This window comes from Orrella sp. 11846, assembly GCF_048820935.1.
GTDB lineage: Bacteria > Pseudomonadota > Gammaproteobacteria > Burkholderiales > Burkholderiaceae_B > Algicoccus.
Window position 1 is genome coordinate 210,206 of record NZ_JBMERD010000004.1, and the last position, 21,887, is coordinate 232,092.

The window sequence follows — 21,887 nt, forward strand, 5'->3', positions numbered from 1 at the left end:
ATATGATGCCGAACGATTTCAACTTTGCGCTGATTTTGCCCGAGCTTGTGCTGCTGGGCGCAGGGATGCTGATCCTGCTGATTGATGCTTTCAGCAAGGAGGCCCGTCGGACTGTGGCGTACACGCTCACGAACCTGACGTTAGCCGTGCTGTTTGTGCTGACATGGATTCAGTGGGGACAAGGTGTTCAGGGAACGAGCTTCTATGGTCAGGTTGTCGTCGATGACATGTCCTATATCTTGAAGCTATTCTCTTACGTGGCCGTGTTTGCAACACTGGTTTATGGACGTGAATACATTCAGAGCCGTGACATGTTGCGCGGTGGCGAACTCTATGTGCTGATCCTGTTTGGACTGTTGGGTCAGATGATTCTGATCTCAGCTGGCAACCTGCTCACGATCTACCTGGGTCTTGAACTGATGTCGCTCGCACTGTATGCCGTGGCAGCGATTCGTCGTGATTACACACGGGGTACCGAGTCGGCCATGAAATACTTTGTGCTGGGTTCACTGGCCACGGGTTTCATGCTCTACGGTATGTCCATGATTTACGGTGCAACCGGTTCGTTAGATCTGGCCACTATTGGCGACACCATCGTACGTGGTGAAATGCAACTCGCCTTGGTATTTGGTCTGGTGTTTCTGGTGAGTGGTATTGCCTTTAAGCTGGGTGCCGTACCTTTCCACATGTGGTTGCCAGACGTGTATGAGGGTGCACCGACCATCATCACCTTGGCCATTGCCGCCGCACCGAAGCTGGCCGCATTTGCCATGACATTGCGGATTCTGGTGACTGGTCTGGGTGAGCTGACCTTTGACTGGCAACCGATGCTGATGATTATGGCTGTGTTGTCGCTTATTGTCGGAAACCTGACCGCGATCATGCAGACCAACTTTAAGCGCATGCTGGGTTACTCAACCATCTCCCACATGGGTTTTGTGTTGCTGGGTCTGTTGTCTGGTTCTGCTGAAGGGATTGCACAAATTAACGCTTCCGCCTACGGTTCATCGCTGTTTTACATGATTACATATGTGCTCACCACCATGGGTACGTTCGGTGTGATCATGTTGCTGTCTCACGCAGGTTTTGAGTGTGAAACCATTGCAGATCTGAAAGGTTTGAATAAGCGCAGCCCAATGCTTGCTGGCGTGCTGCTCGTGTTGATGTTCTCACTGGCTGGTATTCCACCACTGGTTGGTTTCTACGCCAAGCTGATGGTTCTGCAGGCTGTCATCCAGTCAGGTTACATCTGGCTTGCGGTTCTGGCTGTCATCTTCTCACTGATTGGTGCGTTCTACTATCTGCGCGTGGTGAAAGTGGTGTACTTTGATGAGCCACAAACAGAGACTCGCGAAGTCGAAGTGCCAGGCAGCGCAGGTGCAGTACTGGGTATCAACGTTGGCGCGATCATCCTGTTGGGTATCTTGCCTGGTGGTTTGATGGCCATGTGTGTGAAAGCCATTGCTGGCTCACTGTAATTAGGGTTAGGGAAGCAGTTCATTGAATCTGACGATTGCAGTTTGGATTTTGATCGTATTTGCCTTTGCGGCTGCGAACCTACCATTCTTTACCCAACGCCTGTTCGGACTGATTCCAGTCCGAGCAGCGGATCTCCCTAAACCTGCTTGGCAGATCATTATTGAGATGATTGTGCTCTACGGCGTGACGGGATTGCTGGGTTTTGCTTTTGAGCGTTCATTAGCAAACCCATTCGCACTTCAGTGGGAGTTTTATGCCATCACCCTGTGTATCTTTGTGGTGTTGAGCTTCCCCGGCTTTATCTATCGTTATTTGCTCAAATAACTGTTATTTCAAACATCTATCCCTTCTTCTTGTGTTATCTATTCAACGAACAATCACGTTTCACAAGCGTGTTCATTCTGGATTTCGATTGGCGTGTATTTTGTTCAGTGACACCTTGAGCTAGCTGTTCATTCGCTTTACATCAATTTCGTCATGACGTCTAAAGATGTTAAAAGCTTTAATAGTATTCTGTATTCTAGCGATATATGCTTAAGGTTATATGTGTTTGCTTTGAGTATAAAAAAACCGGAACATAAATGTTCCGGTTTGAATACATCTTTGCTTACAAATAATGATCGGTTAGTTGGCAGAAGCACCTGATTTTTCAATCACGTCTTTCCAACGCTTTTTTTCGCTATTGATTAAATCAACAAATTTTTGACCTGATACACCGGTCAATACAGCGCTACCGTTTTGTGCGGCATATTCTTTGACTTCGTCACTGGCGAGTGCATGTTCAGCGCCTTTGCGGATCGTCTCAACAATTTCATCTGACGTCCCCGCAGGCACAAAAATACTTGACCAACTTGTGGATAATGCAGTGGGATAGCCTGCCTCAACAACTGTTGGTACATCAGGAAGTGTTTTGACACGCTGCTCATCGGTTACAGCAAGTGCACGGACCTTGCCAGATTCAATTAATGGGCGTGAGCTGACTGGATAGTCGAACATGATATCGACTTGCGCACCGGCTAAGTTCTGAAGCGCAGGAGCACTTCCTTTGAAGGGAACATGCGTAAATTTAATACCTGCTTCATTCTGAAAGAGTTCACCCGCCAGATGACTACCCGTACCTGTCCCAGCGGATGCCATATTCAGTTTACCCGGGTTGGTTTTTGCATACTCGACAAGCTCACTGACTGTCTTGAAAGGCAGTTCAGCATTGACCAGCAATACATTGGGTGTTTTTAGAAGTGCATGGACTGGAATAAATGTGGTAAGAGGGTCATATTTGACATTGGGATAAAGCGATAGATTAGCGGCCATGGTACCTTGGGTGCCGTAGATCATGGTGTACCCGTCTGGAGCTGCTCTGGAAACATATTCCGTGCCCACCATCCCGCCACCACCTGGTCGGTTGTCGATGATAATAGGTTGACCAATGACTTCCGTAATCTTTTTGCCAATTAAACGGGAGGTTGTGTCTGTAATGCCACCTGGTGTAAATGGTATCACCCAAGTGACGGGTTTTTCAGGCCATTTATTTGTCTGAGCCTGTGCAATCGATCCTATAGTGGTGGTCAAACCGATGACTGTCGCTGAAAATAACGCGATGCCTTTTATACGCATACTGATTCTCCTTTATGTCTACGATTGTACGTGTTATGCTTCGATATACCGTATAATTCTCACAGATTTATAAAACCATTGCAAGGTGTCCCGTACACTCGTAAACCCTTATTCGGGATCTGACACACACTTGAGGAGTTTCGTGAATGTCCACAAAATCAGATTTGTCCCTGTTAGTGAATCCTAATTCTGTTGCTATTGTTGGGGCGTCCGACCGTGCTGAGAGCATTGGTGGTCGTGTTGTTGAGAACTTGTTACAGTTTTCGAGTTTTTCTGGTACGACTTATCTGGTGAATGCGACTCGAGATATGGTCGCGGGACAACCTTGTTGGCCCTCTGTTGCAGAGTTGCCTGAAACGCCAGATGTTATTGTGGTGGCCGTGCCGGCGGCGCATGTTCTGCAGGTTCTAACAGAGGCCGGAGAACGAGGCGTTCGTTTTGCCATTATTCTGAGTTCCGGTTTCGGTGAAGCTGGGGAAGAAGGAAAAGCAGTTGAGCAAGAAATGAGAGATCTTGTTCAACGGACCGGTATCCGTCTCTATGGTCCGAACTGTCCTGGCCTAGTTAACATCAACCAAAAGTTAGGCTTTACGTTCTCACCATCGTTTCGTCATGATTTGAATAGTGGACCTGTAGGGCTGGTTACACAAGGTGGTGGTTTAGGTCGTAACGTCATGCAGGCGATGACGCGTGGATTTGGTGTTGGACTTTGGGCATCCACGGGCAATGAGGTTGATCTTCAGGTCGCAGATTTTATTGAGTACATGGCGAAAGCCGATGATATTCAGGTCATCGTGACCTTGATTGAAGGCATTAAAGATGGCCGGCGCTTTATGGAAGCCCTCAAAACAGCGGCTGATCACGGCAAGCCTGTGATTGGCTTAAAAGTAGGTCGATCGGAGTACGGCCAAAAAGCAGCACAATCACATACCGCTTCCATTACTGGTGTTGCAGAAGTGAATAGCGCCATGTTCCGACAAATGGGTTTGATCGAAGTCGATGACATTGACGAGTTGATTGACACGGCATGGCTGTTTGCACGTTTTCGTCCAACAGCGACAAAGGGTTTGGCAATTTATTGCTCTTCTGGTGGAACAGCGGCGCTATCTGCAGACATGGTGGGTGTGGCTGGTCTTACGCTGGCTCAGTTTGGTGAGCAAACGGCTTCAAGACTGAATAGCAAACTGCCTGCTTACGCCGCGACGGGTAATCCGGTTGATACGACTACTGCTATTTTAAGTGATCCTGATTTGGTCGATGAAACGATGTTGGCGGTTGCACAGGATGACGCAGTCAGTTTGGTGTTGTTGCCGATCACGCTTGATTATGGTGCAACCACGGTCAGTGTTGCCAACAGTGCCGTTCGGGTTCAAAAACAGATCAATAAGCCGATTTTGCCGATTTGGATGACAGATCGCATGGGTGATGCGTTTCAGATCTATGCTCAAGCAGGGATGATGCCGGCCCGTAGTGTGGGCAAAGCCATTAAAGCGATTGGTCGTTGGCAGGCCTACGAGACTTGGCGTCAACAGCGTGACGCATCGTTTGTGCCTTTGTTGATGACAATGTCTAAGACTGATGCACAGATTGAATTACCGCGTGCTTTAACTGAGGTTGAGGGCAAACAATGGCTTGCTCGTGCTGGTGTGGCTGTTCCGGATATTGAGTTGTGTACAAGTGAAGAACAAGCGGTTGCTGCCGCGCAACGTATCGGTTTTCCTGTTGTTGCGAAAGTTGTTAGTGAGGTCATTCAGCATAAGTCAGACATTGGCGGTGTTCAGATTAATCTGTCTGATGAAAATGCAGTCCGACAAGCATGGCGAACAATTCAAGATAATGTGAAGAAGCATGCGCCAGATGTGGCGATTGACGGTATTTTGATTGAGCGGATGTACGGTGCTGATGGTGTCGAAGTCATCGTCGGCGTGTCTCGCGATCCTGTGTTAGGTCATGTCATGATGTTTGGGTTAGGTGGGATTTACGTGGAATTGTTTAAGGATGTTTCTCGAAGCCTTCTTCCCTTGACTGATACGCAGGCGGATCGCATGATTCAAGAGATTAAGTCATATCCGATTCTCAGTGGCGCACGCGGACGAGCTCTCATGGATATTGATGCCTTGAAGAAATTGATGCTGGCTTTGTCAGATGCCATTGTGGCAAATCCTGAACTGATTGAAGAAGTAGATGTGAATCCTGTTTGGGTTGGTCCCAAAGGTCAGGGAGCCGTTGCGCTTGATGCATTGGTCATTGGCAACTTTAATCAGGATACGCTGGGATGACTACGCCTAAACCACCTTTACACGATGTTGTCGTCATTGACTTTACAGAGCTTTTGCCTGGACCCTTTATGACGCAGATGTTGTCAGACATGGGTGCGCGCGTGATTAAGATTGAACGCCCACCGCATGGAGATCCAGTTCGTAAAGCTGCGCCTGGTTTATTTGCAGCTATTAATCGAAATAAAGAGTCTTTGTTTGTCGATTTAAAGACTGATGCGGGCTTGCAACAAGTAATGGCTCTTATTCTCGAGGCAGATGTATTGGTGGAGTCCTATCGACCTGGAACTTTAAGTCGTTTAGGGTTGGGTTATGACAAATTAAAAGACATCCACCCTAAACTGATTTATGTGTCACTTTCTGGTTACGGGCAGAGCGGGCCTGATGCGATGATGCCTGGGCATGATTTGAATTATTTGTCGGCTGCTGGCGTGGCTGCCTTAACCACAAGTGATCAGCCAGTACATCATCCACAATCGGAATTTGCGACGGTGCCAGCGAGCCAGTCGGCATTGCCTTACGCGGATATGGGGGGTGCCTTGTATGGGTTGAATGCGGTGTTGGCAGCGCTTTTTCAGCGTCAATCAAGTGCGCAGGGCCAATGGTTAGATGTGTCGTTGACCGAAGCGGTGCTCCATCAAATGACAGCTCGATTGGCTGTTTTTCAACAAAACAAAACCTTGAGTTTGGCTCAGCAACAGGCTTCCCTAGAAAGGCCGGCCTATGGTTGCTACGAGTGTCAGGATGGAATGTTCGTATCAATCGGTGCGTTAGAATCACATTTTTTTGAGCGATTAGTGAGTGCTTTACACTTATCAGAGTTTCAGGGAGATCCATGGAAAGACGGTTTGTATCGGAAACAGCACGCGGCACGAATTAATAAAATTCTTGGTCAATGTTTGCTGCAGATGCCGAGTCAGCAAGTGATTGATATACTTCGAAACCATGATGTTCCCGTCATGGAGGTGGTGTTGCCAACTGATTTGCCAAAGCATCCCCAACATATCGCTCGCGAAATGTTCATGTCCGTGTCTAGTTTGGAACTACCGAAGTTTCCGATTCGACTGCGTGGCATGAATAGATCTGGTGGATAACTTAGATCTAGATAATGGTATAGATCACCGTGCCTGTTCGAATCTGTTTGATCAATAAATACAGAATAGTGAGGTGAGGTTGTGCCTGCAATTGTCCCAGCGTGTGTTCGTACACTGGCAATTTTTGAATTATTTGCTCAGGAGAAAGAAGAATTGAGCAATTCCCAGGTTGCACGTGCACTGGGAATCGCCGAGACAAGTTCTTTGGATCTGCTATATACACTTGTAAACCAAGGCTATTTGATTAGAACGCCTAGCACACGACGTTTTTATCCGACTAGAAAGTTTCTTGTTCTGTCTAAAAAAATTGCGAGTAATGACCCATTGACGCCACTTGCGAATGAGATTGTGGAACAGTTGGTACAACGCACGGCTGAGACTGCGCTTTGTGGTCGTATTGAAAAGGGTGCCGTAGAAGTGGTTGCGTTGCGGGAAGGCAAACATGAATTGCGGTATATACAGCGAGTTGGTGGAAGGATTGCCTTGCACGCCTCTGCACTTGGAAAAGCATTGTTGTCGTTGTTACCCGAAGATGAAATCCGTGAGCATCTAGCTGTTAAGGGTTTAAAACAAATCACACCAAATTCTTGTGTAGATTTGGATAAGATGTTGTTTGAAATTCAAGAGGTTTCGAGACGTGGCTGGTCATCGACTTTTGATGAAGGTGTTGAAGGTGTAGGTGCATTTGCAGTGGCCGGATTTATTGGTTCAGAGCCAATTGCATTTTCTTTGGCTGGTTTAAGTGATCGCTTGCGTCGTAATGAGAAAGATTATTTAGAAGCGCTGCTTGATATCAAAGGAAAAGTTTTTGATGAGAGCAATGACGACGAAAGTGCTTGAGTGATTACTTTGGTTTTGTGAAATTATGCGTGTTGCGTTAACGCAGAGAGTATCGCTCTACACGTATATACGGTATAATGTAGCCATGTACGTATTGTCGTAGACAAAAGGAAGTGTTCATGCAAACAGATACCGAATTAAAAATTGCCCATTGCTCGAAGTGCAAAACTTACACGCTGCCCGCAAATGCCTATGGTTGTCGCGCATGTGGCGCAGAAAGTAATTTGCTGGAGGCGGTCGATTTACCGATGTCCCCCAAACTTGTCAATTTTGTGACGTTGCATGTTGCCTTATCACCAGAGTTGGATGCGCCCTGTGTGATCGGGGAGATTGAGCTTGCGCCAGGCGTGATTGAAGAAGCGGTCATCGATGTAGCTGATGAAGTTGAATTAAAGATTGGTATGACTGTAAGTCCGCTTTTGTCCACAACAAAAACTGGAAAACCACTTTGGAAGTTCGTTCCAAATACAGCATCTGGAGAAGCGGCATGAACGACATTTTGAAAAATCAGCCCGTTTATGTAATTGGTATCGGCATGCACAGATACCTTTTCCCAGGTGATACACCTTATGTAACACTTGGCTTACAGGCAATACGTGAAGCACTAAAAGATGCAGGCTTGCAATGGCCTCAGATTGAGAGTGCCGTCGTTGGAACGGCTGCATTGGGTATGGCAACTGGGCGCGTCATGTTGCGCCATCTCGGATCAACTGGGTTGGAGGTTGAGCAGGTTGAGAATGCATCCGCATCAGGCTCGACTGCTTTTCGTCTTGCCGCTCTACAAGTTGCCAGTGGTGAACATGATATTGTGCTGGCGACCGGGGTAGACAAATTTGGTGATGGTCGTAGAGCCGCCTTGAAAGATGGGTTGGAGACTCTCAGTCCAACTGCCAATATTCCTTTGGTTAAGTTTGCTCTGATGGCTCGACGCTGGATGCGTGATTACGGTCTATCTGTAGAAGACTTGGCTCAAGTTGCCGTTAAAAACCATTGTAATGCAGCTTTAAACCCCTATGCTCAATTTCAAAAGCCAAGAACTTTGGAACAGGTGTTAGCTTCCACAAAAGTTGCCGGAGATTTAACAACCCTTCAGTGCACACCCAGAGGTGATGGTGCTGCTGCTGTGATTTTAGCGTCCGAATCGGCTGTTAAGAAGTTGGGGATTCCACGTGAACGGCTGGTTCGTGTGTTGTCCTCGGTTTCGACAAGCGAAGAATTGCGATTGGATGACGATGGTTTGACGTCCATGCCAGCAATGGTGGAAATGGTTAGGAAATCAGCACATCTGGCGATGCAACAGGCAGATATTGAACCCACTGATCTTGATTTGATTGAACTGCATGATGCTTTTAGCGTAGAAGAATTGATTTATAGCGAAGCCATTGGGGTGTGTGACACAGGTGATGGCGCTAAATATCTGGCAGATGGTCATTCAGCAATCGGTGGCAAGTGTGCAATTAATGCATCAGGCGGTTTGATTGCAATGGGACATCCATTAGGGCCAACTGGCGTGGGTCAGGTGGCTGAAATTGTCAGACAAATCCGTGGTGAAGCTGATGGTCGTCAACATCCAAATGCGCGGACTGGATTAGCTCATATGGTGGGCTTAGGCTCAGTTGCCGTTGCGCATGTGCTCCAACGCGCTTAAAAAGGGACAGGATTATGCAATTTGAAACGTTACTTTATGATGTAAAAGATGGGGTTGCGACGATTTGCCTTAATCGACCAGATCGGATGAACTCGATCGGCGGCACTATGAAAGAAGATCTAGAAAAGGCTTTTCTTGAATATGCTCGACAGGATGATGATGTTCGTGTAATTGTTTTTACAGGAACTGGCGAACGAGCATTCTGTGCTGGTGCCGATATTAAAGAGCGTGCGAATAGAGTATTGTCTTTGCCCGAATACCACAAACAACAAAAATACACGCACGATTTGCTACGTGCAATTGAGGTGATTGAGAAACCGGTGATCGCCGCAATTAATGGTGTTGCTTTGGGCGGCGGTTTAGAAATGGCTTTGTGTGCAGATATCCGTATTGCGGCTTCGCATGCAAAGATGGGTTTGCCGGAAGCAAAATTGGGTGTTTTGCCAGCAGCGGGTGGAACGCAACGTTTACCGCGCTTGGTCGGGGTAGGTTGGGCGAAACATCTAACACTCACAGCTCAGCATATTGACGCTGAGAAGGCATTAAGCATCGGGCTGGTCACTGAGGTTATGCCCATTGAGGATTTGATGCCTAGGGCGATGGAACTTGCTCAACAAATGGCGAATACAGCCCCATTATCTTTGCGCTTCATTAAGCAAGCAATTGATCTCGGGATGCAAACCGGCATAGACGCAGGTCTTGAGTATGAGCGCTTTGCAGCAGCTGTGACGGCTACCAGCGAGGACCGTAAAGAAGGTATGCGTGCTTTTGTCGAAAAAAGAAAACCAAAATTCATCGGTCGCTAAGTATTAAGAAGTTTCACCTTAAGGATATGCGAAATGAATTTAGGAGTTGAAGGAAAAGTTGCGTTCGTAACCGGTGGGGGACAAGGTGTCGGGCGTCAGATTTGTTTGCAATTGGCTCAGGAAGGCTGCAAGGTGGCAGTGAATGATTTCTTTGATGACCGCGCTAAAGCGGTTGTTAATGAAATCGAATTACAAGGTGGCACGGCTTTTGCAGCGACAGCTGATATTACGGATAAACTCAGTGTGGATTCTGCAATCGATGCGGCAGTGACTGCGCTGGGTCCGATTGATATTTTGGTGAACAACGCGGGTGTCACGATTGAGCGGCGCGAAAAAGGTGGCATGGCGCCTTTGTTTTTAGAGACGAATCCAGATGACTGGCAGCAGATACTTGCGTTGAATATCTGGGGAATGTTGCATTGTTGCCATAAGGTCTTGCCAGGTATGCAGTCTCAAAAATGGGGTCGAATTGTGAATGTCATGTCTGAGGCTGGTCGGGCGGGTGAAGCTAGGTTGGCTGTTTATTCCGGTGCCAAGGCTGCGATGTTGGGTTTTGCAAAAGCCATCGCTCAGGAACATGGTCGGGATTGCATTAATGTCAATACAGTCGCATTGGGCGCAGTATCTCATGAGGGGATTGTGCGTGGTCCTCTGTCGCCACAAGCAACCCCTGAAAATGAGCCGCGCTTAGGAAAAATGCTTAGAGCCTATCCTATTGCACGCGGTTTACACCGTCTGAGCCGCCCTGAAGACATTGCACCGATGGTGTGTTTTTTGGCTTCAGAGCATGCTGCGTATATTACAGGTCAAAGTATTGGCATTAGTGGTGGGTTTGTGATGCAGTGATGTACTCCTTTTCAAGCTGCTCGACTAGCTCTGAAACTGTGGGTATTGTATGAACGCCAGAAACAGAATGACCAGCGCTCCAGATGTCTTTCCAGCGAGCTGGTCGCGTCATGCCCGGTCTATAGCCAAACTGCTTTTGAGCCTCTTCTGGTGTGACATTTTCTCGCAGGTTTTTAACATCAACGCCGGATTGAATGAGCGAATCCTTAAGCCAACTGGTTGCCATGCCGGTAATGGCGTTGGTTCGGATTACGTCGTCCATTGTGCTGCTGATGAGCATTTCTTTGTAAGCTTGTTGAGCCATGCTTTCCTGTGTTGCAATGAAGCGAGTACCCATATAACCCAAGGTGCAACCCAAAGCCTTGGATGCATAAAGTGAAGCGCCATCAGACAGTCCTCCAGCAAGAATGACCGGTCCGTCATAGAAGCTACGGACAGCCCGTACAAATGCAAAAGGGTTGGCCCAGCCTGTTTTACCACCAGCGCCTGCACTGAGTAGAATCAACCCGTCAACACCTGCTTCAAGCGCTTTTTCTGCGTGTCGTAGTGATGCGATATCCGCAAATACTTGAATCCCAGCTGCTTTCATCTCTGGCATGATTGCCTTGGGTGATCCTACGCTTGTGATAATCATCTGAGTTTTGTATTTAATCAATAGCTGGATGGCTTTATCAAGTTGTTCCGGATCACGACGCATGATGAGATTAGGACAATAAGGTGCAAAGTATCTATTCTCCGAAATCGCTTTTTGTTTGGCATGCTCAAGAATTTGTAGCCAAGATTCCAGTTCATGTTCATCTCGGGCATTTGGGGTGGGAAACGAGCCAATAATGCCACTATCACAAGCTGCTTTAACTAAGTCGATTCCTGAAATACGGAGCATTGGTGCGCAAATAAGTGGGAGTCGCAATTCGTCAAAAAGGTTTGCTTTGGTTGCTGTGCGAGATGATTTCATGTGTAACCCCATAAATGTTAATTTCTACGATATCATGTAGTATTATTCGAGATTGCGTAGTTAATGTCAAAACAATTTGCGGAATAAGTTTTATGAGGAACCACGGATGAACCACATTGATTGGACAGATGAGCAGATGGAGTTGCGTGACAACATCCGTCGTTTCATGAGTAAGCACGTTACCCCTCTGATTCAAGAGTACGAACTTAAGAGAACATTTCCTTACCAGATTATGCCTATGCTAGGTGAGTTAGGTTATCTGGGTGGAACGCTTCCTGAGTCACAAGGTGGACATGGGATTGATTATGTGACTTGGGCCATGATGATGGAAGAGCTGGGCTATCACTGGCTATCGATGCGCACGATGGTCAATATCACGAATGGATCAATCAATCGTTTAGCTAATTACGGTAGCGAGGAACAAAAAGCCAAGTACTTGGAACCCATTATGCGCGGAGAGCTTAAAGTCTGCACAGGCTTGACCGAGCCAAATACCGGTTCAAATATTGCAGGTATCCAGACGAAAGCCGAACTGCAAGGCGACGAATGGGTGATTAACGGTCGCAAATTATGGATTACAAATGGTTACGAAGCGGACGTTGCGATGATTGTTGCACGCACGTATAGCCCAACCTGCGAGGGTCGTTTATCAACGTTTATTGTCGAACGTGAAAAAGCACAATATGAAGTCAGAAAACTTGACACGATGGTGCTTCGCTGTACGGGTACTGCTGAATTGGGTTTTAGTGATGTCCGAATTCCAAAAGAGAATCTTGTTGGTGAAGAAGGCAAAGCATTAGCGAGTACCCTCAAAGGGCTCGATGCTGCGCGCGTGAATATCGCGATGGGTGCAGTCGGCGCTGCGCAAAGTGCGTTGGATTTGGCAACGGAGTATGCAAAACAACGTGAGCAGTTCGGACGTAAAATTGCAAGCTTTCAATTGATTCAAAAGCATATTGTGGATATGACGGTTCGTGTCGAAGCGGCCAGAGCATTGGGCTTGCGTGCAGCACATGCTTTGCAAGCGGATAAGGATGTTCGTCAGGCGTGCTCTATTGCCAAGCTTTATGCCACAGAGGCAGCTCACGAAGTTGCTAACATGGCACTCCAAGTGCATGGTGGTTTAGGGTACTCTGAAGAGTATCCGATTGAGCGTATTTTCCGAGACACACGTGGCGGAATTATTCCTGAAGGAACGACTGAAATTCAAACGCTCATTGTTGGACGTGAGATTCTAGGCGTGAGTGCAATCGCCTAATCGCTTGGTCTCTTTTTAAGGATTTATAATCGAGATCTGGCTGTCGTCAGATCTCGATTTTGCTTGATCAGTCTAAGTTAACTGTTGACTGTTTTGAGCAGTTGTGTAGTCCGTTCTAATTCTTCAATGCACTGCTGCATCAATGTTTTTACAATGTCACCTGCAGGTTCGATGGTTCGTGTAAAGCCTGCAGCAGGCCCTAATGACAACATCCCGATATCGATTTGACCAAGTGTGTAAGCGAACTCTTTTGAGCGATAGCCTTTGATGAGTTCACCAAAATCACTGTAATGATTGGCTCCTTTGGCCTCTAATTCAGCGACTTGTTGGGCTGTTTCATTGTTTAGGACACGCCACGTGCTTCCAAGTGAGGATAATACTGTCACGGAACAGTGTTCATCCACCTCTAGAATCTTTTGTTTATAGGCTAGATGTGCGGGAGTCTCTGATGCAGCGGTAAATCGACTGCCCATGACCACCCCGTCAGCGCCTAAAGCCAATGCAGCGGCTATTTGTCGACCATGACCAATACCGCCTCCAATCACCAATGGGACAGTGAGGCGTTCTAACGCAAATGCGCCATTGACAAAGGTCGGCAACAGATTGTTACCTGGGTGTCCGCCTTCTTCCATACCAACGAGGCAAATTGCATCCACTCCGAGTTTTTCTGCTGATATCGCATGGCGAATGTGTGCGCATTTATGCATCACAATGGATTGGCTTTCTTGAAGACTTGGCATTAAAGCTGTTGGTGGCAAACCTGCTGTCTCAAAATAACGAACACCTTCCTGAAGCGCGACATCTAGAAACTGAGCCATGCTCGTATTGTGTGTTTCTCGTTTGGAAAGCGTTAAGTTCACGCCAAAAGGCTTGCCTTTGGTCAGCGCTAAACACTTTTGTAATTCATCTCTAAAAGCTTCTGGATCTGCGCTAGATCGAGCGGTTATGAATCCCATTGCACCCGCGTTCACAACGGCAGCAACCAAATCGGCATTTGAGAGCCACATCATGCCACCGAGCAGAATCGGGTGTTCAATATCAAAAAGTTGAGTAATTCGAGTTTTCATACTGAGCGTTGTCCAAATAAGAACAAAGGTTTAAGGCCTTTCGATAGCTTGACAAGATCTGCAGCGACTTGATCTTCAATCATTGATTCCGTCAGTAGCGCGGCTGGTCCACCGCAGTTAATGGCATATCGTCTGCCGTCATCAAGTGAAAAAGTGGTGGCAATCGTATTGATGTGGTGTTGAGGTCGATAGAGCGTGACATAGCCTTTTTGTTGATAACTTTGAATTGCATTCAATATCTGGTCGTGAACAGAGTCACTAATTTCACGGGCTTTGTTTAAAAAGCTTTGTTGCTCTTCGGGTGAAGCGGACGCGATGTAGGCATGGCCAATGGCACTTTCGTAAAGGGGAATGGCCGAACCAATATGCAGATTCATTAAAAGTGGAGAATCTCCTTGGCAACGCAACATATAAACCATGTAGTCTGTGTGGTGCTCACCAATGGCGACTGCGCAATGATATTTGTCGGCCATGTTTTGTATAAGCGGTCGAGCCATATCCACAGTTTGACGGGTGCTCAGCGTTGCTGCACCGAACATCATGGCGGCGGGGCCAAGATGCAATTGATTGGTTGTCGGATCTGTCTTTAGATAACCGAGTTTTTGTAGGGTGTAACAAAGGCGCCAGACAGTGGGTTGTGGTAATCCAGTTTGGGCAACAAGATCAGCCATACTCAGTGAGTTGTGATGACGGTCATAACATTGAAGAATCTTGAGTCCCCTAGCAAGCGCAGAGACAAAATGTCGATCGGTTGAATGAACCCCGCTGTTTTGTTTTTGACTCATTATGTGTATCGCTGCAAAGTGGTGGTCAATTTTTATGGGTCACTGGATTTGTGTGTAAATATGGAATGATGAAATTCAAAAACCAGTGATTTAAATATATTTTACGTGTCTGTTGACCTTGCCTCTCTGTGTGCCCTGTATTCTGAGTTTGAAAGTATTGAAATCAGTTTGTTTGGCACGCAGAGAGTATTTAAAACTACGTTATAAGCCATGTGTCATGGCGTGTTCAGGTTGCACTGAGATTGGTTTTGAAATTACCGAGAAAATAATAGTTTGGGAAGCCATAATGCAATTTCAGGGAACATCATAATAATTGCAATCCCTAGAATTCCGACCAAGACGTAAGGTATTACAGAGATATAGATGTCACGCATGCTGACTGACGCCGGCACAACACCTTTTAGATAAAACAGGTTGAACCCGAAGGGTGGTGTCATATAGCCCAGTTCCATATTCATGACAAAAAGGATGCCAAACCAAACTGGATTGAATCCCATCTCCATAATCATTGGCATGAACACGGGAAGCGTAATGAGCATAATGCCAACAGGATCTAAGACCATTCCCAGCAAGAATAAAATAGCTTGCATGACGATGAGAATGGCCCACTTACCACCAGGGATAGACATCATTAAATCCTGAATCATGCTTTGTGCGCCCATGCTTTGATAAGCCGCGCTAAAAGCGTGAGCAGCAAACAAAATCCACATGATCATACCGGTCAGCGCAAAAGTTTTTACGCTGGCTTCACGCATAAATTTCCAAGAAAATTGTTTATGCACGATGGCGGAAATTAATGCACCTAAAACACCGATAGCAGCCGCTTCAGTTGGTGTTGCAGCACCTGCTGCAATCGAGCCCAAAACCATCAGAACGATGAGTGCTGGCAAAATGACAGCGCGTAATGCCCGAATTTTTTCAGCCCAAGTCGCCCGTTCTTCTTTAGGGAGAGCGGGTGCCATTTCGGGTTGAATTAAACAACGAATTAGAATATAGAGCGATACTAAGCCAACTAAAAGAATTCCAGGTAGAACGCCAGCTGCGAACATTTGTCCAACTGAAACGCCAGTGACAAGAGAGTACAAAATCATCAAAACACTGGGTGGAATCAGAATCCCTAAGCCACCGCCCATATTGATACATCCGAGTACCATCCGCTTGTTGTAACCGCGCTCTAGCATCGTAGGTAAGGCGATCGTTCCCATGGCAACAACAGCTGCACCGCTGATCCCCACCATCGCAGCAAAAATGGCACAAATAAAGACGGTACCAATCGCAAGTCCACCTCGTACGCCACCCCACCATAAATACATCATGTGATACAGCGCTCTAGCGACTCCAGTTCGTTCAAGCACCATCGCCATAAAAACGAAAAGAGGGATGGCAACTAGAGTGAAGCTTTCCATGGTGCTCCACACTTTGGCTGCAACCATGAAAAATGACTGTGGACCCCAGGTGAACATCAAAAAGAGCGTTGAGACGCCACCAAGCACAAAGGCCAGAGGCAAGCCTAGAACCAGAAAGAGGATTAGGGATCCGAAAAATAAGAGTGTCAATATTTCGGTGCTCATAAGTCCTCCACCTTAATCACACTAAACGCTTGGTCAGGCATGCCAAACGCAATGGCAAGATCTTCAATGAGCTTTACAATACCCTGTAGAAGGACTAGAAAGATAGCAATTGGAATTGCAACTTTGAATGGGTAAATTGGAGGATTCCAGGCGGAATTAGAGGTTTCCATAAGCGCAATAGAATCGAATGCCATGGATGTTGTGAAGTACAATAGGACGCCGATAAATAAGAAAAAAAGCACCGATGTCATTACATCCAAAATCGCTTGTGCTCGACGGGATAATCCTGAATAAAACAAATCGACATTGACATGTTGTTTATGCGCCAGTACATAGCCGCCTGACATGACTGCGTATAACCCAAATAGTAACTGTGTCAGTTCTGTAGACCATGCCAAAGGTAGATTGAAGACGTAGCGAAAGAGTACGCCCAGCAACATGGCTGCTGTAATCAGAAAGATCAAATAAGACATCCAGCGACCTATCACTTCGTTCAATCGAGTGGTGCCGCGTATCAACTTATATAAAAGCTGCATAACCAAAGCCTGCCGTATGTGAGAATTGAGCCGAGCTCATCAGAATTGAAGAAGCCCGACTCAACTGATCGATCAGTAATTGAGTTTTTTGTGCATTTCATCAACTAAATCAGCTGCTTTAGCTGAGATTGGGTTTTGTTTTGCGGCTTCATCACGCATTTCTTTAGCGACCTCATTCATGCGTTTAACCACATCATCCGGAAATGTCCGCAGCTGAACGTCATATTCAGATTGTCCTTGACCGAGTGCGAGTCTTTCCAGATAAATGTATTGGTTTGTTCTTGCCCAGAAGTGCTCTTCCAGATACGCCTTGATCGCTTCACGGTCTTGTGCACACAAGCTATCGAGTGCTTTCTGATTAATGATGGTTGCGTCAGCAGAGATACTCAAAGTGGGGGTGTAATGGTATTTTGCAGACTCATAGAGCTTGTTGGTCAGTGCGCCTTGTGCAGCACCCCAGTGTGCGGCATCCACTACGCCACTCGAGAGTGCCATATAAATTTCATTGCCCGGGACGTAAGTTGCAGAAGCGCCCGTTTTTGTGAGGAATTGTTCTAAGTTGCCGGAAGACCTCACTTTTAGGCTTTCGAAGTCTGCCAAGCTTTCAATAGGTTTGGTTGATACCAACTCGGCTGGATATAGTTTGTTTGTAATCCAGAAGACACCTTTTTTCGCGGCTTCTTCAGCAATGAGGTCTTCATACCCCATGTATTTGTAGAAATACTGTGCTTCCCAGGTGTCTTTCCAAGTGAAGGGCAGCGCTGGCAAAATGACAGCACTAGACAACTGGCTTTGGACGTAGTCATAGACAACCTGGCCCATTTCGATGACATTGCGACTGACTGCATCAAAAATTTGGTTTGCACTAAATAGTGCTCCTGCTGGGAAGGGTTCGATTTTGACGCGTCCTTCTGTGCGCTTTTCAATCATGTCTCGAATCTTGATTAAATCACCATCCCAAGAGCTACTGGCTGTTGGCACATAGTGTTGTGCACGCCATTTGACGTCCTTACACTGATCTGCTGCATTGGCGACGATTGGAGCACTACCTAAACCTACAACTAAACTAAGACTGCCTAGGCACCGCAAAATGTGATTTAAACTAACAGTTTTCTTCATCTCAATACCTTATTCCTCTAGTTAAAAGAAAAATTAAACAGTTATTCTGTTTTTTGTTATTTCAAATTGATTTATGGGTAGCTGCTAAAGAGGTGCTACGTCGATACCCACTTGTGATTAACCTCTTCCACCGCTGACGTGAATCACTTCACCAGAAATAAAACCAGCCCGCTTAGAACACAGAAAGACGACAGCATCTGCAACGTCTTCTGGTTCTCCAATACGACCGACCGGCGTGTTTTTCAAAGCACGTGCTTCTAGAGCAGGGTAGTCCTCTCTGCTTTTCAGTCTTGGGGTTGCGATGAGTCCCGGTGCCACAGCGTTAACTGTGATGCCAAATTTGCCTGATTCCATTGCGAGTGAGCGCGTGAATCCGAGTAGCCCGGCTTTAGCGGTCGAATAATTGGTTTGCCCCGGATTGCCCATGTAGGCTCTAGATGTAATGTTGACGATGCGGCCAAACTTTTTTTCCATCATGCCGGGCAAAACGGCTCTGGAGCAGTGATAGGTGCCTTGAATAATGACATCTAGTACTATTTTCCAGTTTTCTTCCGGCATTCTTGTTAAGTAGGAGTCTCTAGAGAATCCTGCGTTATTCACAAGGATGTCGACACCACCCCAGTGCTGATTTACATATTCAATGGATTCAATAATTTGATTTTGATTCGTTACGTCTGCACAAAGACCGATGACATCGGCGCCTTTGCTTTTGAGTGACTGTGTTGTTAGATCAATGGCTTCTTGCGACAAGTCTAGAAGCACTATTTTGACGCCTTCTTGTGACAGTTTCTCAGCAATGCTTTGACCGATTGCGCCTGCACCACCGGTGATTAACGCAACTTTATTCTCTATGCCTAATTCCATGTTGTTACGATTCCTTATTGAGTTTTTGAATGCTGTGTTAGAGCGTTAAGTTGTATTTGATGTTTTTTAACTGCGTGTTCTCATAAATTGCCTCCAGACCGCGCTCTTTACCGATACCAGATTGCTTGTATCCACCAAACGGCGCATCCACGGAGGTTCTTAGACCAGTGTTGATAGCCACGCTGCCTGTTTGAAGTTCACTAGCAATACGCAAAGCACGCCCACCATCTCGCGTAAACATGACTGCTGCAAGGCCATAGCGAGTGTCATTTGCAATTTCAATAGTTTCTTTTTCGTCCGCAAAACTTAGAACAGATTGAACTGGACCGAAAATCTCATCTCTGACGCTTTCCATGTCGGTGCGAGAATTCAACATGAGCGTTGGTGATACGAAAAAGCCTTTCCCAGGTATTTCAGGTTTAATTTCGCTACTGCATTGAAGTGGCGTAGCCCCTTCGCTCTGGGCACGCTCAATAAATCCAAGCACTTTCTCGTATTGAGTGGCATTGACGAGGGGGCCCATTTCAGTCGCTTCGAGTGTGGGGTCCCCAATCAATACACGACTCATCCGTTGTTGAAGTTTTTCGACAAACTCTTCTTGAATGGAATCTTGCAACAAGAGGCGAGTGCATGCGATGCAGACCTGTCCAGAGTTTTTAATTAAATCGCCAGCTGCCACTTCGACTGCTGCGTCAATGTCGCCATCTTCAAATACAATTAGAGGAGATTTACCACCAAGTTCAAGCGTGACTGGTTTGATTTGTTCGGCAGCAGCTGCTTGAATATAACTACCTGTTTTTGTTCCGCCGGTGAACGAGACCCGAGCGACATAAGGGTGTCTAACGAGAGCATCGCCAACTTGCGCTCCACTTCCATTGACGACATTAATAACGCCGGGCGGAAACCCAGCCTCTTCAAAAAGCTCTGCTAAAACGACAGTCGACAAGGGCGTGACTTCAGAAGGTTTGATAACAACCGTATTACCTGCGGCTAGTGCAGGTGCAAGTTTGTTGATGGTGAGCGTCATGGGGTAATTCCATGGCATGATCAAAACGCATACACCGAGTGATTCCCTTATGGTCATGTTGATGACGTTTTTCGTAGATACGGGAATTGTTTCTCCACGAACGGCAGGAATTATTCCTGCAAAATAATCTAGATTGTCCGGCATCGCTTTGAGAGATGCACGAGAATGTGTAATGGGTTTACCCACATTGAGTGTCTCGATCCACGCAAGCTTTTCGATATATTGCTCAAAGAGTTCGCCGAGCTTACGTAGGCATTTGGCACGCTCTTTGGGTGTTGTGTTTTTCCAGTGAGTGATATAAGCCTGATGAGCTGCCATGACGGCCGCATCGACATCCTGTTCGGTTGCGCTATAGACAGTTGCTAATTCAGTCTGCGTTGCAGGATTGAGCACGCTAAACGTGCTTTCATCTGAGCCAGCTTTCCACTGACCGTTAATTAGCATTGAGTAGGGTTGAGTTTGAATATAGTTCATTGGTGTGTCTCACATACTTTCGGGTCATTGGTTTGTTAGAAGGCTTTGGGGCAGCACTTTTTTGTAAATTGCCGCAATGCTTTCTGCAGTCAATGGACGAGGATTTAGTTTCGTTGAAATGCTTTTCAGGGCGTGTTGGGCGAGATCTGTGTAGAAATTTTCGCAGGCCTCTTTCTTGTTGTTGTCAGTTTGATCGAGTGCTTTTTGTAATTTTTCATGATCAAGGTCGCTGTGCTTTAACTCGATAGGTAAGCCAGAAAGCTTAATCATTTGCTCGATTTTTTCTAATAAAAGATGAGCAGCTTCTCGATCAGATGTTTCGTGATTCGATAGGCCGCAGAGCCTTGCTGCACGTGCATATTGTGGTGTGGCTTCTTCAAGAGAGTATTGTGTGACAGTCCTGAAAATGACAGTTAAAACACCTGCGTGTGGAAGTTTGCAGTAACCTTCTAGAGGGGTGCAAAGGCCATGGACGCCATCGACTTTTTTGATGCCAATGGCAACGCCTGCCAAGTAGCTTGCCCACATCATTTGGGTGCGAGCTGACAAACTTTCGGGGTGTTTTAAAACGTCTGGGTAGGCTTCAAAGCCCATGCGTAACGCTTGTGCAGCAATTGCATCACCAGGTAATGCAGCATCATTGTTTACTAAGGCGCCAAAAGCGTGCAAGATTGCATCCAAACCAGTGGCTGCGGTCACGCTTTGGGGAACTTCAAGGGTTAGTTGCGGAAGCAACACCACGACACTTGGTCTGGAACGACGGCTTCTAAACATCAGTTTTCGGCCGGAATCATCCTTGATTAAAGCACCCGTACTGCTTTCGCTACCGGTGCCTGAGGTCGTTGGAATAGCGATAAACCTAGGATCATTTGATTGACTGGGCGTGTCGGTTGTTGTGCACCCTTCTAATAACAGTGTCTCGCAGTTTTTATCGCTGATCATAGAAGCATGAGCAAGCTTGGCAGCATCGATTACGCTACCGCCGCCCACAGCAATGATGACATCGCAAGCAATTTCTTGCGCGATTTTTTCAATTTTTCTTGTGATTTCTAAATCCGGATTGGCTTGGATTTGATCAAAAGTTGCGGCAATTTTTGCGCCCGATACACTCAAAATTTGTTCGACGGTTTCTTTGGCAATAGGCCAGACATTTGAGTCCGTCACTACGAGCACTTTTGCGTTTTTGTGTAACAAGGCACCCGCAGTCTGTACAGCACTTGATCCAGCGATGCAGTCACCAGGCCAAGCAAATGAAACGCTGTTTGGCATTGAGTAGTCTCCATTTATATTTGCTATGCGAATTAAGCATTCACATAGATATAAACGTATCTAAGCATAACTACGACACTACGTCAACATATTCAAAATGCCGTAGTTTTTTTAAGAATGAACGTTTTGTGATTAAAAGTTTTTAAGCGACAGTTTTATGCTGGAATAAAATGCTGACTTTGCCGTCAATTAGCCATGACTCAATTCGATCAAAAGAGCCTCGAGAGGCTTGCACGCATTTCGAATAATGCGAACATCCAACCGGTTGATGCAAGTTTGTTGCAGCCTCCAAGTCGTCGTGTTTTATATCGAGATCCTTTAGATCTTCAGATTCAGATCCCTTTGTCCGACATCGCTAA

20 protein-coding genes are annotated in these 21,887 nt (G+C 46.4%); 10 read left to right on the forward strand and 10 right to left on the reverse strand.

Going from position 1 to position 21,887, the window contains the following annotated elements; all coding sequences use genetic code 11:
* The first annotated feature begins 2 nt into the window (after positions 1–2).
* The gene (gene nuoN / locus ACOI06_RS05195; protein WP_420661449.1) at positions 3–1,478 is read left to right on the forward strand and encodes an NADH-quinone oxidoreductase subunit NuoN; all 1,476 of its coding nucleotides are present in this window, start codon (positions 3–5) and stop codon (positions 1,476–1,478) included.
* Between the two features lie 22 nt (positions 1,479–1,500).
* Positions 1,501–1,803, forward strand: a complete 303-nt coding sequence (locus ACOI06_RS05200; protein ID WP_420661450.1) for a DUF2818 family protein — start codon at positions 1,501–1,503, stop codon at positions 1,801–1,803.
* Positions 1,804–2,103: 300 nt separating this feature from the next.
* Here the strand turns inward: ACOI06_RS05200 and ACOI06_RS05205 are convergent, their stop codons facing one another.
* Entirely contained in the window at positions 2,104–3,093 is a 990-nt protein-coding gene (locus tag ACOI06_RS05205) for a Bug family tripartite tricarboxylate transporter substrate binding protein (protein ID WP_420661451.1), read from the reverse strand.
* Between the two features lie 146 nt (positions 3,094–3,239).
* Here ACOI06_RS05205 and ACOI06_RS05210 point away from each other — a divergent pair, with 146 nt between their 5' ends.
* The 7 genes from ACOI06_RS05210 to ACOI06_RS05240 all read left to right on the forward strand — a co-directional run bounded on the left by ACOI06_RS05210 (position 3,240) and on the right by ACOI06_RS05240 (position 10,603).
* On the forward strand, positions 3,240–5,372 hold the full coding sequence (locus ACOI06_RS05210) for an acetate--CoA ligase family protein (protein ID WP_420661452.1): 2,133 nt from the start codon (positions 3,240–3,242) through the stop codon (positions 5,370–5,372).
* Positions 5,369–6,463: a CaiB/BaiF CoA transferase family protein gene (locus ACOI06_RS05215; RefSeq protein WP_420661453.1), complete on the forward strand. Its 1,095-nt coding sequence runs from the start codon at positions 5,369–5,371 to the stop codon at positions 6,461–6,463. The genes ACOI06_RS05210 and ACOI06_RS05215 overlap by 4 nt, the downstream gene beginning before the upstream one ends.
* A gap of 81 nt (positions 6,464–6,544) precedes the next feature.
* Positions 6,545–7,303: an IclR family transcriptional regulator gene (locus tag ACOI06_RS05220; protein WP_420661454.1), complete on the forward strand. Its 759-nt coding sequence runs from the start codon at positions 6,545–6,547 to the stop codon at positions 7,301–7,303.
* Between the two features lie 119 nt (positions 7,304–7,422).
* Positions 7,423–7,794 (forward strand): Zn-ribbon domain-containing OB-fold protein, encoded by a 372-nt coding sequence (locus tag ACOI06_RS05225; protein WP_420661455.1) that lies wholly within the window; start codon positions 7,423–7,425, stop codon positions 7,792–7,794.
* Positions 7,791–8,951 carry a thiolase family protein gene (locus tag ACOI06_RS05230; RefSeq protein ID WP_420661456.1) on the forward strand — a complete coding sequence of 387 codons (1,161 nt, stop codon included), beginning with the start codon at positions 7,791–7,793 and terminating at the stop codon, positions 8,949–8,951. Before ACOI06_RS05225 ends, ACOI06_RS05230 begins: the two co-directional genes overlap by 4 nt.
* Before the next feature lie 14 nt (positions 8,952–8,965).
* Entirely contained in the window at positions 8,966–9,757 is a 792-nt protein-coding gene (locus ACOI06_RS05235; RefSeq protein WP_420661457.1) for an enoyl-CoA hydratase/isomerase family protein, read from the forward strand.
* 33 nt (positions 9,758–9,790) lie between these two features.
* Positions 9,791–10,603 carry an SDR family NAD(P)-dependent oxidoreductase gene (locus ACOI06_RS05240; protein ID WP_420661458.1) on the forward strand — a complete coding sequence of 271 codons (813 nt, stop codon included), beginning with the start codon at positions 9,791–9,793 and terminating at the stop codon, positions 10,601–10,603.
* On the opposite strand, the gene ACOI06_RS05245 is transcribed toward ACOI06_RS05240, so the two are convergent.
* Positions 10,578–11,558 (reverse strand): NAD(P)H-dependent flavin oxidoreductase, encoded by a 981-nt coding sequence (locus ACOI06_RS05245; protein WP_420661459.1) that lies wholly within the window; start codon positions 11,556–11,558, stop codon positions 10,578–10,580. The genes ACOI06_RS05240 and ACOI06_RS05245 overlap by 26 nt on opposite strands.
* A 106-nt stretch (positions 11,559–11,664) precedes the next feature.
* Between ACOI06_RS05245 and ACOI06_RS05250 the strand changes: the two genes are divergently transcribed.
* Positions 11,665–12,816 carry an acyl-CoA dehydrogenase family protein gene (locus ACOI06_RS05250; RefSeq protein WP_420661460.1) on the forward strand — a complete coding sequence of 384 codons (1,152 nt, stop codon included), beginning with the start codon at positions 11,665–11,667 and terminating at the stop codon, positions 12,814–12,816.
* A gap of 77 nt (positions 12,817–12,893) precedes the next feature.
* Here ACOI06_RS05250 and ACOI06_RS05255 read toward each other — a convergent pair whose 3' ends face one another.
* From ACOI06_RS05255 to ACOI06_RS05290, 8 genes are all read right to left on the reverse strand, one after another.
* A complete protein-coding gene (locus tag ACOI06_RS05255) occupies positions 12,894–13,883 on the reverse strand; it encodes an NAD(P)H-dependent flavin oxidoreductase (protein WP_420661461.1) in 990 nt (329 codons plus the stop codon).
* On the reverse strand, positions 13,880–14,668 hold the full coding sequence (locus ACOI06_RS05260; RefSeq protein WP_420661462.1) for an IclR family transcriptional regulator: 789 nt from the start codon (positions 14,666–14,668) through the stop codon (positions 13,880–13,882). Before ACOI06_RS05260 ends, ACOI06_RS05255 begins: the two co-directional genes overlap by 4 nt.
* 254 nt (positions 14,669–14,922) lie before the next feature.
* The gene (locus ACOI06_RS05265) at positions 14,923–16,239 is read right to left on the reverse strand and encodes a TRAP transporter large permease (RefSeq protein WP_420661463.1); all 1,317 of its coding nucleotides are present in this window, start codon (positions 16,237–16,239) and stop codon (positions 14,923–14,925) included.
* Entirely contained in the window at positions 16,236–16,775 is a 540-nt protein-coding gene (locus ACOI06_RS05270; RefSeq protein WP_420661464.1) for a TRAP transporter small permease subunit, read from the reverse strand. The genes ACOI06_RS05265 and ACOI06_RS05270 overlap by 4 nt, the downstream gene beginning before the upstream one ends.
* Before the next feature lie 72 nt (positions 16,776–16,847).
* Positions 16,848–17,894 carry a TRAP transporter substrate-binding protein DctP gene (dctP, locus tag ACOI06_RS05275; protein WP_420661465.1) on the reverse strand — a complete coding sequence of 349 codons (1,047 nt, stop codon included), beginning with the start codon at positions 17,892–17,894 and terminating at the stop codon, positions 16,848–16,850.
* Between the two features lie 117 nt (positions 17,895–18,011).
* Positions 18,012–18,758, reverse strand: coding sequence for an SDR family NAD(P)-dependent oxidoreductase (locus ACOI06_RS05280; protein WP_420661466.1), 747 nt, complete (start codon positions 18,756–18,758; stop codon positions 18,012–18,014).
* Between the two features lie 37 nt (positions 18,759–18,795).
* Positions 18,796–20,259, reverse strand: coding sequence for an aldehyde dehydrogenase family protein (locus ACOI06_RS05285; RefSeq protein ID WP_420661467.1), 1,464 nt, complete (start codon positions 20,257–20,259; stop codon positions 18,796–18,798).
* 24 nt (positions 20,260–20,283) lie between these two features.
* Positions 20,284–21,528, reverse strand: coding sequence for an iron-containing alcohol dehydrogenase family protein (locus ACOI06_RS05290; protein WP_420661468.1), 1,245 nt, complete (start codon positions 21,526–21,528; stop codon positions 20,284–20,286).
* Positions 21,529–21,887 lie beyond the last annotated feature (359 nt).

Bases quoted from the DNA above. Each gene is read 5' to 3' on its own strand.
- ACOI06_RS05270 (WP_420661464.1), bottom strand. From the start codon at position 16,775: ATGCAGCTTTTATATAAGTTGATACGCGGCACCACTCGATTGAACGAA.
- ACOI06_RS05260 (WP_420661462.1), bottom strand. From the start codon at position 14,668: ATGAGTCAAAAACAAAACAGCGGGGTTCATTCAACCGATCGACATTTT.
- ACOI06_RS05250 (WP_420661460.1), top strand. From the start codon at position 11,665: ATGAACCACATTGATTGGACAGATGAGCAGATGGAGTTGCGTGACAAC.
- ACOI06_RS05290 (WP_420661468.1), bottom strand. From the start codon at position 21,528: ATGCCAAACAGCGTTTCATTTGCTTGGCCTGGTGACTGCATCGCTGGA.
- ACOI06_RS05280 (WP_420661466.1), bottom strand. From the start codon at position 18,758: ATGGAATTAGGCATAGAGAATAAAGTTGCGTTAATCACCGGTGGTGCA.
- ACOI06_RS05265 (WP_420661463.1), bottom strand. From the start codon at position 16,239: ATGAGCACCGAAATATTGACACTCTTATTTTTCGGATCCCTAATCCTC.
- ACOI06_RS05230 (WP_420661456.1), top strand. From the start codon at position 7,791: ATGAACGACATTTTGAAAAATCAGCCCGTTTATGTAATTGGTATCGGC.
- ACOI06_RS05285 (WP_420661467.1), bottom strand. From the start codon at position 20,259: ATGAACTATATTCAAACTCAACCCTACTCAATGCTAATTAACGGTCAG.
- ACOI06_RS05210 (WP_420661452.1), top strand. From the start codon at position 3,240: ATGTCCACAAAATCAGATTTGTCCCTGTTAGTGAATCCTAATTCTGTT.
- ACOI06_RS05215 (WP_420661453.1), top strand. From the start codon at position 5,369: ATGACTACGCCTAAACCACCTTTACACGATGTTGTCGTCATTGACTTT.
- ACOI06_RS05240 (WP_420661458.1), top strand. From the start codon at position 9,791: ATGAATTTAGGAGTTGAAGGAAAAGTTGCGTTCGTAACCGGTGGGGGA.
- ACOI06_RS05255 (WP_420661461.1), bottom strand. From the start codon at position 13,883: ATGAAAACTCGAATTACTCAACTTTTTGATATTGAACACCCGATTCTG.
- ACOI06_RS05205 (WP_420661451.1), bottom strand. From the start codon at position 3,093: ATGCGTATAAAAGGCATCGCGTTATTTTCAGCGACAGTCATCGGTTTG.
- nuoN (WP_420661449.1), top strand. From the start codon at position 3: ATGATGCCGAACGATTTCAACTTTGCGCTGATTTTGCCCGAGCTTGTG.
- dctP (WP_420661465.1), bottom strand. From the start codon at position 17,894: ATGAAGAAAACTGTTAGTTTAAATCACATTTTGCGGTGCCTAGGCAGT.
- ACOI06_RS05235 (WP_420661457.1), top strand. From the start codon at position 8,966: ATGCAATTTGAAACGTTACTTTATGATGTAAAAGATGGGGTTGCGACG.
- ACOI06_RS05225 (WP_420661455.1), top strand. From the start codon at position 7,423: ATGCAAACAGATACCGAATTAAAAATTGCCCATTGCTCGAAGTGCAAA.
- ACOI06_RS05245 (WP_420661459.1), bottom strand. From the start codon at position 11,558: ATGAAATCATCTCGCACAGCAACCAAAGCAAACCTTTTTGACGAATTG.